Here is an 11,870-nt window from a genome sequence, read left to right as displayed (position 1 = left end):
CAAATCGATCGAGGCCCGCCCGGGGCTCGAACCGCCGCTGCAATTGCGCGACTAATCAGAGGGTGCGTGCCGGGCAGCGATGCCGGCAAACTGAAGAGTTGCATGGAACCGCGCAGGCCTGCGCAGGAGGGACCGAAATGTTCAAGCCGTCGGCAAAGGCCGCGATCCTTTCAATCATGACCGCCGGCGCCGTGCTGTCGTTCGGCATGGTGGCCGCCCGCGCCGGTGACGACGTCACCGAGGACCAGATCATCAAGGCGCTGACGCCCGAGAAGAAGCCGCTGACCCGCGGGCTCTCGGTCGGCCCGCAGACCACCTCGCCCGGGCTCAACGCCGACCAGGCCAAATTCGTGCAGAGCGTCCGTGGCCGCGCCACCCGCTCGCTGTCCTCGACCGAGCGCGAGGAAATCGCGACCATCGTCCAGGACAAGCCGAAGATCGATCTCGAGATCAACTTCGACTACAACTCCGCTGATATCAGCGCCAAGTCACTGCCCTCGGTGCAGGCGCTCGGCCGCGCCCTCACCAATCAGGACCTGAAGGGCTCGACCTTCGTGGTCGCCGGCCACACCGACGCCGCCGGCGGCGAGGACTACAATCAGGGCCTCTCCGAGCGCCGCGCCGACGCTATCAAGCGCTATCTGGTCGACAAATATGGCATCAACGGCACCGATCTCGTCACCGTCGGCTATGGCAAGAGCAAGCTGAAGGACCCCAGCCACCCGATGGCGGACGTCAACCGCCGCGTCCAGGTCGTGAACGTGGAAAACAAGGACACCGCGTCCAAGTGAAACTCGTCCAAATGATCTGGATATGATGGGCGGTGGCGTGGCCGCTTTTTGAGGCTACAATGCGTCCCGCACCCCGGCGGGGCGCATTTGCTTGAGGGCAGAAGCCCAGAGCTCCCCACCGGTGACCCGCCTCACATGACGTCAGGGCACGATCCGGAACAATGGACACCGGCCTTCCGCATGCCTAGGGAATACGATGGCGAGCGTGATGAGACTTCGACGAGCACCCAAGACGATCCCTGTCGATACGCGCCAGGCTCTGGATTGATCAGGCGATGAATTTTTCCCGATACCTCAAGCCTGCGCTCGGCACGGTGGTTTTCATCGCGCTGGCCATTGCCTATTACACCTTCGAGCACCGCTCCCACCCTGAGGAGAAGGAGACGCCGGGCCAGGCGCTGGTGGTGGTGACGAAGTCGACCAATGCCTGCTTCTCCGACATGGTCCGCGTCACCGGCTTCATCGTGCCGCGCCGCGAGGCCCAGGTGAATGTCGACCAGGAGGGCTCCAAGGTCATCGACGTGCTGGTCCACGAGGGCGATACCGTGACCGAGAACCAGGAACTGGCGCGGTTGACCCCGCCGCCGCAGCAGGCCGCCCAGGCCAATGCCAAGCCGATCGTGCTGCGGGCGCCGGCGGCCGGGCTCGTCACCGAGGTCCGCACCGCGCCCGGCGCCCCGGCCTCGCCGCAGGCTCCCCCGATGTTCAAGATCTCGATCGGCAACGAGATCGAGCTCGACGCCGAGGTGCCGGGCTTCCAGCTCCTCAAGCTCAATCCCGGCGCCAATGTGCGGATCAGCCGCGACGACGCGCCCGACATGGTCGGCAAGGTCCGCCAGATCTCGCCGCAGATCGACCGCACCACACAGCTCGGCCATGTCCGCATCACCATCAACAACAATCCGACGCTGAAGGTCGGCATGTTCGCGCGCGCCAATATCGACGCCAAGCGCTCCTGCGGCGTCGCGGTGCCGCGCACCGCGATCGACCGCCTGACCTTGCAGGTCGTAAAGGACAACACGGTGGAGACCCGCAGGGTGCGCGTCGGACTGACCTCCGACACCTCGACCGAAATCCTTGAAGGCCTCGACGTCGGCGAAATCGTCGTGGCCGATGCTGGCACCTCGCTGCATGACGGCGACCAGATCAAGACCATGTTCGCCGACGAACTCGATCGCACGCGATCACGCTAATTCGGGCACGCTCATGGCTTTGAACATCTCGGCATGGTCGATCCGGAACCCGCTTCCCTCGATCGTCTTCTCGATCATCCTGCTCGTGCTGGGCTGGGTCTCCTTCACCAAGCTCGCGGTGACGCGGCTGCCGAGCGCCGACATTCCGGTGATCTCGGTCGCGGTCTCGCAATTCGGAGCCGCGCCGTCGGAACTTGAATCGCAGGTCACCAAGACCATCGAAGACGGTGTCTCCGGCGTCGAGGGCGTGCGCCACATCTCCTCCTCGATCACCGACGGCCTGTCGGTGACCACGATCCAGTTCGCGCTGGAGACCAACACCGACCGCGCGCTCAACGACGTCAAGGACGCGGTGACCCGGGTGCGCGCCAACCTGCCGCAGAACGTCACCGAGCCCCTGATCCAGCGCGTCGACGTGATCGGGCTGCCGATCGTGACCTATGCGGCGATCTCGCCCGGCAAGACGCCCGAGCAGCTGTCCTATTTCGTCGACGACGTGGTCAAGCGCGCGTTGCAGGGCGTGCGCGGCGTCGCCCAGGTCGAGCGCATCGGCGGTGTCGAGCGCGAGATCCTGGTCTCGCTCGATCCCGACAAGCTGCAGGCGGTGGGGCTCACCGCGGTCAATGTCAGTCAGATCCTGCGCGGCACCAATGTCGACGTCGCCGGCGGCCGCGCCGAGATCGGCAAGAACGACCAGGCGATCCGAACGCTCGCCGGCGCCAAGACGCTGAACGAGCTCGCCGGCACGATGATTCCGCTGTTCGGCGGCGGCGAGATCCGGCTCGACGATCTCGGCACCGTCACCGACACCATCGCCGACCGCCGCACCTTCGCCCGCTTCAACGGCGAGCCTGTCGTGGCGCTCGGCATCAAGCGCTCCAAGGGCGCCAGCGACGTCGTTGTCGCGGCCGCGGTGCAGAAGCGGATCGACGCGCTGAAGGTCGCCTATCCCGACGTCGACCTCAAGCTGATCGACACCTCGGTCGAGTTCACCAAGGGCAATTACGAGGCCGCGATCTCGACCTTGTTCGAGGGCGCAATTCTCGCCGTCATCATCGTGCTGCTGTTCCTACGCGACATCAGAGCCACGATCATCGCCGCAGTCTCGCTGCCACTGTCGATCTTCCCGGCCTTCTGGGCGATGGACCTGCTCGGCTTCTCGCTCAATTTGGTCTCCTTCCTCGCCATCACGCTGTCGACCGGCATCCTCGTCGACGACGCCATCGTCGAGATCGAGAACATCGTCCGCCACATGCGGATGGGCAAGACGCCGTATCGTGCCGCGCTGGAAGCCGCCGACGAGATCGGCCTTGCGGTGATCGCGATCTCGCTCACCATCATCGCGATCTTTGCGCCGGCGAGCTTCATGTCGGGGATCGCGGGGCAGTTCTTCAAGCAATTCGGCATCACCGTGTCGGTGCAGGTGTTCTTCTCGCTGCTCGCGGCGCGCTTCGTGACGCCGATGCTGGCGGCCTATTTCCTCAAGCATCACGACCACGACGACCCGCCGCCCGGCCGTATCCTGCGCACCTATCACAGCCTGGTCACCTGGTCGGTGAAGCACCATTACATCACCGTGCTGGTCGGCTTCGCGGTGTTCGCCGCCTCGATCTGGAGCATCACGCTGCTGCCGCAGGGCTTCCTGCCCGCGCAGGACACCGCGCGCTCGCTGCTCGCGATGGAGCTGCCGCCCGGCTCGCAGCTTGCCTACACCGAGAAGGTCACCGAGGAGATCGTGGCGCGCCTGCGCAAGCGGCCCGAAGTGCGCAGCGTGTTCGTCGATGGCGGCCGCGTGCCGCCGGGCATCCAGGAGGTGCGGCGCGCCGCGCTGATCATCAACTACACGCCGAAGGCCGACCGCAAGATTACCCAGCGCGAGCTAGAGCTGTCGATCGGCAAGGAGCTCGATAACGTCCCCGACATCCGGTTCTGGTTCCTCGACGAGAACGGCCTGCGTGCGATCTCGCTGGTCGTCACGGGCACCGACAGCAACATCGTCAACAACGTCGCCAGCGAGCTGGCAACGCAGATGAAGCGGATCCCGATCATCGCCAACGTGATCTCGGAAACCGCGCTCGACCGGCCCGAGCTGCGCATCCGTCCGCGCGCGGAGCTCGCGGCCCGGCTCGGCGTCTCGACCGAGAGCCTGTCGCAGACCATCCGCGTCGCCACCATCGGCGATGTCGGCCCGGCGCTGGCGAAGTTCGACGCCGGCGAACGCCAGGTCCCGATCCGCGTCCAGCTCGAGGACAATGCGCGCAGCGATTTGCAGATGCTGGAGCAGCTGCGGGTGCCACTCGGCCAGCGCGGCGAACGCGGCGGCGTGCCGCTATCCGTCGTCGCCGACATCCAGCTCGACCAGGGCCCGACCAGCATCAACCGCTACGACCGCGAACGGCAGGCCACCGTCGCCGCCGACCTCGTCGGCAACGCCGCGCTCGGCGACGCTACCAAGCTGATCTACGACCTGCCGGTCATGAAGAGCCTGCCGAAGGGCGTCAAGGTCAGCCCGTCCGGCGACGCCGAGAGCCTCGCGGAGCTGTCCGACGGTTTTGCCACCGCGATCACCGCCGGCCTGATGATGGTCTATGCCGTGCTGGTGCTGCTGTTCGGCACCTTCCTGCAGCCGATCACCATCCTGTTCTCGCTGCCGCTCTCGATCGGCGGCGCGATCGGCGCGCTGCTGTTGACCGGCAAGCAGCTCACCACGCCGGTGTGGATCGGCATCCTGATGCTGATGGGCATCGTCACCAAGAACGCCATCATGCTGGTGGAGTTCGCGGTCGAGGCGATCCGCGACGGCAAGGCGCGCGAGGACGCCATGATCGACGCCGGCATGAAGCGCGCCCGCCCGATCGTGATGACGACGATCGCGATGGCCGCCGGCATGATGCCGTCAGCACTGGCGTTCGGCGCCGGTGGCGAGTTCCGCTCACCGATGGCGCTCGCAGTGATCGGCGGCCTGATCTTCTCGACCGTGCTGTCGCTGGTGTTCGTGCCGGCGATGTTCATGGTGATGGATGACATCGGCAGCCTGATCTGGCGCTTTGGCAAGCGGCTCGTGGTCTCGCATGCCGACCACGAGCTGACCCCGAGCGAGCCGAAGCCCGACGACACCAAGCGGCCGCCCGGCCCGCCAAGCATGATCTCGCCCGCCGCGGAGTGAGCCGAATTCGCGGCGCGGCTAATACAGCCGCGTGCGATAGGCCTCTTCCATCGCCTTCTCGGCGACCTCGACCTCGACCGCGGCGGTCTGCTCGGCGATGATCCGGCCGAGCGTCGGGAAACTGTGGCGCTCCACCTGCGCGTCGGCATTCCAGAGCTTCGAGCGCATCAGCGCCTTGCCGCAATGGAAATAGGTCTCATGGACATGAACCTTGAGACCAATGACCGGCGTGACGTTCTGTACCGTCAGCGGCGTCAGCAGGTCCGCCTCCTGCGAGATCTCGGCCCGCCCGTTGACGCGCAGCGTCTCGTTGATGCCGGGCACCATGAAGATCAAGCCGATCCCGGGCGAGGCGATGATATTGCCGAACGTGTCGACCCGGTTGTTGCCGCGCCGATCCGGGATCAGCAGCGTCTTGTCGTCGAGCACCGAGACGAAGCCCGGCGCATCGCCGCGCGGGCTGGCGTCGGCATGGCCATTGCCGTCGCTGGAAGCAATGATGAGAAACGGCGACAGCGCGATGAAGTCGCGGCAGAACTTATCGAGATGGTGGAGGACCTTCTTCTCCGCGAGCGGGCTCACCTGCCCGAAGTGCCCACGAAGATCCTCCTGCGACTTGACCGGCGGCTTGCCGCCCGCGTTCTGGCTGCTCATTGCGAACTCCCGTTTATGGTCCGTCTATACCACGTCAGCGCGGGAATTGATGCCGGCTGGAGGGAGCGCGCATTAGCTGCGGCCGCAACGCTCAGCGGTGCCCGGAACGCAAAACCCCTGCGGTCAACGGGAAAGACCGCAGGGGTTTGCAGGTGGATGGTGTGAGGCCAGCAAGGCTGGGTGTCACCCCAAGGACCGGCACCGCAATGAAAGCGACAGCGGCCTCGTCATGCAAGCAACTCTTTTAGGCAAGAGTGCGTCAACATTCGCAGGCAAAGCGCGCGAGAGATTCACATTCTCGCGCGCACGTTGCATGCGTTCCGCCTGGCGTCCCCTTTGTCGCGATCCTTGGCGAACCGATTGTCGGCTTCGCTCGAAAGCGTTTCTAATCGTTGCGTGCGACCGCCGTCAGCTTGGTCATGTTGTGCAGCATGATCCGGCCGCGCTGCAGGTCGACGATGCCGTCCTTGCGCCAGGTCTGCAGTTGCCGGTTGACGCTTTCGCGCGCGGCGCCGACGAAGATGCCGAGCTGCTCCTGCGAGATGTGAACCTCGGAACCGAAATCCTCGGCCAGCGCACACAGCCGGCGCGCGAGACGGACCGGCAACGGCTGCAGCACGGATTCTTCCATCCGCTCGCTCTGCCAGCGGATGCGCTGACACAGCAATTCGATCAACCGGACCGCAACCTTGGGCTCACGCTCGAGGAAGCTCAGGAAATCCTCCCGCCGCAGCACGAACAATTCGGTCGGCTCGCCCGCGGTCGCATCCGCAGTGCGATCCTGCCCGTCGAGCACGGCGACTTCGCCGAACAGGTCGCCGGATCCCATGAAGTTGAGCGTCAGCCGGCTGCCGTCAGAGGCACCGGTTTCGATCCGCATCTGGCCGCGGCGGACCCCAAACAAGGCATCGCCGGGATCTCCCTTCTGGAACAGCACCTCGCCGGTCGCCAACTGCTGGGTGTGGCAAAGGCCCGAAAGCCGCTGCAACTCGTCCGCACCGAGATCGGCGAACATCGGATTCATCTTCAGAATGACCGCAAATTCGGCCTGTTTGTTCATTGTACTGCCTTCCAAATCAATCCGAGCAGTCCCCGCCGCCCGGTTAGCAAAAATCACCCTCATAAGAGTGTGTTTGAGGTCACATAAGTTCATGCTGGTAACGGATTATTTTTCCCGGCGTTGGAGCGAGGTCCCGTTTGCGGGATAATCTCGTGCGAACGGCCGTGTCCTTGCGCGGCGGAACCCTGCTTGCCCGGCCTGGAATATCGACATGAGAGCACTGCGATTTGCCGGGGCTGCCGTTGCGGCCGTGGTCGTGATCCTCGCGCTGGTGGCCGTGATCGGGATCCCCACCTCGTTCCTCACGTCTGCCATTACCGAGCGGGTCGAGCGGCAGACCGGCTACCAGCTCACCATCCACGGCGGCGCCAGGATTGGCCTCTGGCCGACGGTCAATCTGACGCTGAACGACGTCGTGTTGCAGGACCCGCGGGACCGCGAGGCCAATAACCGGTTCGCCGCCGCCAGCGTCGACGCCGAGATGACACTGTCGAGCCTGTGGTCGGGCCGGCCCGAGATCACCGACCTCGCGATCGTCAAGCCGGTGGTCAACCTGCCGCTGCAGCGCGAGCGCACCCGCGACCATAATCCGCCGGCGAAGTCGTCGGCGTCCGACAGCGGCGGCATCACGATCCGGCACGTCAGTGTCAGCGGCGGCACGGTCGTGTTCGCCAATCTGCGCGACCGGGTCGAGAGCCGGATCGAGACGCTCAATGCCGACGCGACCATCGGCGACGACCGCAAGGTCGTCGTCACCGGGAACGCCCGCGCGAGCGACAAGGCGCTGAAGTTCGAGATCCGCGCGACCGCGCCGCAAGCGCCGCTGGAGCGCCAGAGCATGCCGGCCGAGTTCAACATCGATGCGCCCGGCCTGTTGCCCGCAGCGATCAAGGCCAATGCGGAGTTGCGCCTGAACGGCACGGTTCTGATGTTCAACGGCGTGTCCGGCACGCTCGGCGATGGCGGCTTCACCGGCTGGGCCTCGGTCGATTTCGCCAGCAACAAGCCGCTGGTGAAGCTCGATCTCGACTTCCAGCGCATTGCGATTGCGCTGCCGCCGGGCCACTCCGACACGACGCAGCCACTGGGCACGAATAGTTGGAGCAACGCGTCGATCGATCTCAACGGACTGAACTACGTCGACGCGCAGGCGCGCATTTCGACGCCGGAGCTCGTGATCGGCAACGGACGCTTTTCGCAGGCGGCGATCGATGCGTCGGTCGACAGCGGCGTGCTGAAGGGCAGGCTCACCAATCTCGGCGCCTATGATGGCACCGCCAATGGCGACGTCACGATCGACGCGCGGGCTGCTGCTCCAACCTACGCGATGCGGCTCGACCTCGCCGGCGTGCGCGCGCTGCCGGTGCTGAAGAGCCTCGCCGAATTCGACAAGCTCGACGGCAAGATGCAGGCGAAGCTCGCACTGACCTCGCAGGGCAGCAGTGAGCGCGCCATCGTCGGCAATCTCGGCGGCACCGCTTTCGTCGTGTTCCAGGACGGCAAGATCCTCGGCCTCAACGTCGCGCAGATGATCCGCAACCTCACCACCAGCCCCTTGTCGGGCTGGCAGCAGGGCCAGGAATTGTCGACCGATCTCAGCCAGCTCTCGGCCTCGTTCAAGGTCGACAAGGGTCAGGCCGTCACCACCGATCTCAATCTGATCGGCCCGCTGGTGAAGATGACCGGCGTCGGCACCATCGACCTCAACACCCGCCAGATCGGGTTCCGGGTCGAGCCGCAGCTCGTGATGACCACCGAAGGCCAGGGCCGCGCCGGCAATCCGGTCGGCCTTGGCATCCCGGTGATGCTCGAGGGACCCTGGGTCTCCCCGCGGATCTATCCGGAGATGCAGGGCATCCTCGACAATCCCGGGGCCGCCTATGCCAAGCTCAAGGAGATGGGCAAGGGCCTGTTCGGCGCCAACGGCCAGGGTCTGAGCCAACAGGGCCTGAGCCAGGGGCTCAACGGGCTCACCAACCTCCTCAACGGCGCGCAGGGCGGCAGTGGAAACGGTACGCAGCCCGGCACCGGCCAGGGTCCAGCCGGAGGCACCGCCGGCCAGAGCAACCCGCTCGGCGGGCAGCTCGGCGACACCATCGGGAACCTGCTGCAGCAGGGCCTCTCCACCCTCAACCAGGGCAACGCCTCGCGCCCGAGCCGCAGCCTGACCAAGCCCGAGGCGGAGGCGCCGCCGGCCACCGATCAGGTCCCGCCGCCGTCCCCTCCGCCCGGCGAGACCGCCGAGCAGCACGACAATCCCGCGATGAAGGACGTGCTGCGTCAGCTGTTCAATCGCTGATATTCCCGGATATCCCCCGCCATTATCCAGGGCTAACCATGCGGCCCGAGGGGCCGCCTCGCCCCGCCGATCCGTGCTAAACAGCAGCAGATACAGGTGCGCACCCGACGGATTGGAGGGGACGGACGAGGCTGGATGAACGGGGCTGCGGACAACGGCAAGAACTGGTTCCTGCGCGGCGGCCTGTTCGCCAAATACGTCCTCGCGCTGGTCGGCCTTGTCGTGTTCGTGCTCGCGGTCAACGGCGCGCTCGAAACCTGGATCAGCTACCGCGGCATCAAGAGCACGCTGACCGATGCGATGAGCGAGAAGGCGGACGCCACCGCCAAACGCATCGAGCAGGCGATCTCCGATCTCGAGCGCCAGATCTCCTGGGTGACCCGCGCCTCCTCCAACACGATCGAGCTGCGCCGTGCCGACTATGCCCAGCTGCTCGGCCAGGTGCCGGCGGTGAGCCAGCTCACTTTGATCAACAGCCAGGGCCAGGAGCTGCTGCGGCTGTCGCGCCAGACCGTCACGGTGAACTCCAACACCGACCTCTCCCGCGACCTCCGCTTCATCGAGACCGTCAGCCGCGGCACCGCCTACGCGCCGGCGTATTTTCGCGACGAGCGGCCCTTCATGTCGATCGGCGAGCAGCATTCCGGCTTCAATGCCGGCGTCACCGTGGCCGAGATCGACCTGCGCTTCCTCAACGACTATTTCGGCGACTCCCAGGTCGGCCGTCTCGCCTATGCCTACGTCGTCGACGCCAAGGGCCGCGTGCTGGCGAGCTCATCGAAGGGGCCGGAGGTCGGCAAGGACCTCTCCGCATTGCCGCAGGTCGCCGCCGTGCTGCGGCCGAGCGGCAGGCCTATCGCATCCGGCAAGGATGTCGACGGCAACGCGGTGCTGACGACGGCGACCGCGGCTCCCGACCTCGGCTGGCACGTGTTCTACGAGCAGCCGACCGCGCAGGCGCTCTCCCCGATCCGCGACCAGCTGGTGCGCGTTGCGTTGCTGATCGCGCTCGGCCTCGTGGTCGCGATCATCGCCGGCACGATCCTGGCGCGGCGCATGCTGGTGCCGATCACCGCGCTGCGCACCGGCGCCAGACGACTTGGCGCCGGCGACTTCGGCCATCGCATCGAGGTGAAGACCGCGGATGAGCTGGAAGAGCTCGCCGGCCAGTTCAACAGCATGGCGGGACAGCTTGCCGAGACCTATTCCGACCTCGAAGGCAAGGTGAAGGAGCGCACCCGTGACCTCGCGCAGTCGATTAACGAGCTGAAGGTGCTGGAGGAGGTCGGCCGCGCGGTGGCGTCCTCGCTCGACCTCAACGCCGTGCTGCCGACGGTCGCCGCGCGCGCGCTCGAGATCACCCATGCCGATGCCGTGCTGATCTATGGCTATGACGCCGCGCAGCGCAGCTTCAACCTGACGCAATCGATCGGCATCGATGGCGAGGCCGAGGGCAGCCATCGCACGATCGAGGCTGATAACAGTCCGCTTGGCGAAGCCGCGGCGAAGGGCGAGCCGCTGGCGTTCCCGGATCTCACCGACCAGCCCGATCATCCCTTGCGCGATGTCGTGGTCGGCGCCGGCTTCCACTCGGTGCTGATCGTGCCGCTGGTCGATCAGCAGGGCGTGCTCGGCTCGCTCGTCGTGCTGCGCAAGATAGCCGGCGACTTCCCCGCGAGCCTGATCGGATTGATGAAGACCTTCGCGCACCAGGCGGTGCTGGCGATGCGCAATGCGCGGCTGTTCACCGAAGTGGACCAGAAGAGCCACGCGTTGGAGCAAGCCAACAGCACCGTGCGCGAGCAGGCCGACAAGCTGCGCGAACAGACCGAGCAGCTCAAGGACTGGAACAAGTCGCTGGAGCAGCGGGTCGAGACCCAGCTCGGCGAGCTCGAGCGCGTCCGACGGCTGGAGCGCTTCCTGGCGCCGCAGGTGGCGCAGCTGATCGCCTCGTCGGACAATCCCGAGGGCCTGCTCGACAGCCATCGCCGTGAAGTCACGGTGGTGTTCTGCGACCTGCGCGGCTTCACCGCCTTCACCGAGGCGACCGAGCCCGAGGAGGCGATGAACGTGCTGCGCGAATATCACGCAGCCCTCGGCAAGCTGATCTTCAAATACGAAGGCACGCTCGACAAATATGCCGGCGACGGCGTGATGATCCTGTTCAACGCGCCGATCCAGCTCGCCGACCACACCGCGCGCGCCGTGAAGATGGCGGTGGAGATGCGCGACACGGTCGGCCCGCTGACCGAGAAGTGGCGCAACCGCGGGCACAGCCTCGGCTTCGGCATCGGCATCGCACTCGGCTATGCTACGCTCGGCCAGGTCGGCTTCGAGCAACGGCTGGAATATGCCGCGATCGGCAGCGTCACCAACTTGGCCTCCCGCCTGTGCGGCGAGGCCAAGGCCGGCCAGATCGTGGTGAGCCGCCGCGTCTACGGCATGGTCGAGACTTGCGTCGAAGGTCGCGCCATCGACGATCTCGTGCTGAAGGGTTTCAATCATCCGATCCTGGCCGCAGAGATCCTGAGCTGGAAAGGCGAGCCATCAGCGGAAGCCACCGCAGCCGAGTGACACCGCGGCGGAACCCATTACCGCCAAACCTTGCATTCACGCGGAAAGTGTGTATATTTGCGACATTCGATTAGCCGTTGTGCCTTGTTGAATGGTCAGAACGGCCCTCCTCCAAAGACATCGTGAGTTCAAT

General features: G+C 65.7%; 7 protein-coding genes. 5 read left to right on the top strand and 2 right to left on the bottom strand.

The window, feature by feature from the left end:
* Nucleotides 1-137: 137 nt before the first annotated feature.
* From JQ616_RS37785 to JQ616_RS37775, 3 genes are all read left to right on the top strand, one after another.
* Nucleotides 138-791 (top strand): OmpA family protein, encoded by a 654-nt coding sequence (locus JQ616_RS37785; protein ID WP_212023267.1) that lies wholly within the window; start codon nt 138-140, stop codon nt 789-791.
* Between the two features lie 275 nt (nt 792-1,066).
* A complete protein-coding gene (locus tag JQ616_RS37780; RefSeq protein ID WP_212023266.1) occupies nt 1,067-1,984 on the top strand; it encodes an efflux RND transporter periplasmic adaptor subunit in 918 nt (305 codons plus the stop codon).
* A gap of 13 nt (nt 1,985-1,997) precedes the next feature.
* On the top strand, nt 1,998-5,150 hold the full coding sequence (locus JQ616_RS37775) for an efflux RND transporter permease subunit (protein WP_212023265.1): 3,153 nt from the start codon (nt 1,998-2,000) through the stop codon (nt 5,148-5,150).
* A gap of 18 nt (nt 5,151-5,168) precedes the next feature.
* Here JQ616_RS37775 and JQ616_RS37770 read toward each other — a convergent pair whose 3' ends face one another.
* Nucleotides 5,169-5,804 (bottom strand): pyridoxamine 5'-phosphate oxidase family protein, encoded by a 636-nt coding sequence (locus tag JQ616_RS37770; protein ID WP_212023264.1) that lies wholly within the window; start codon nt 5,802-5,804, stop codon nt 5,169-5,171.
* A 385-nt stretch (nt 5,805-6,189) separates the two neighbouring features.
* Nucleotides 6,190-6,864: a Crp/Fnr family transcriptional regulator gene (locus JQ616_RS37765; RefSeq protein WP_212023263.1), complete on the bottom strand. Its 675-nt coding sequence runs from the start codon at nt 6,862-6,864 to the stop codon at nt 6,190-6,192.
* A 211-nt stretch (nt 6,865-7,075) separates the two neighbouring features.
* On the opposite strand from JQ616_RS37765, the gene JQ616_RS37760 reads away from it, so the two are divergent.
* Both JQ616_RS37760 and JQ616_RS37755 read left to right on the top strand, forming a co-directional pair.
* Nucleotides 7,076-9,163, top strand: coding sequence for an AsmA family protein (locus tag JQ616_RS37760; RefSeq protein ID WP_212023262.1), 2,088 nt, complete (start codon nt 7,076-7,078; stop codon nt 9,161-9,163).
* Between the two features lie 135 nt (nt 9,164-9,298).
* Entirely contained in the window at nt 9,299-11,737 is a 2,439-nt protein-coding gene (locus JQ616_RS37755) for an adenylate/guanylate cyclase domain-containing protein (RefSeq protein WP_212023261.1), read from the top strand.
* The last annotated feature ends 133 nt before the right edge of the window (nt 11,738-11,870 follow it).

Source organism: Bradyrhizobium tropiciagri, assembly GCF_018130545.1.
Classification (GTDB): Bacteria; Pseudomonadota; Alphaproteobacteria; order Rhizobiales; family Xanthobacteraceae; genus Bradyrhizobium; species Bradyrhizobium tropiciagri_A.
Note: the sequence above shows the minus strand (reverse complement) of the source record. Positions and strands in the feature narration are given on the sequence as shown.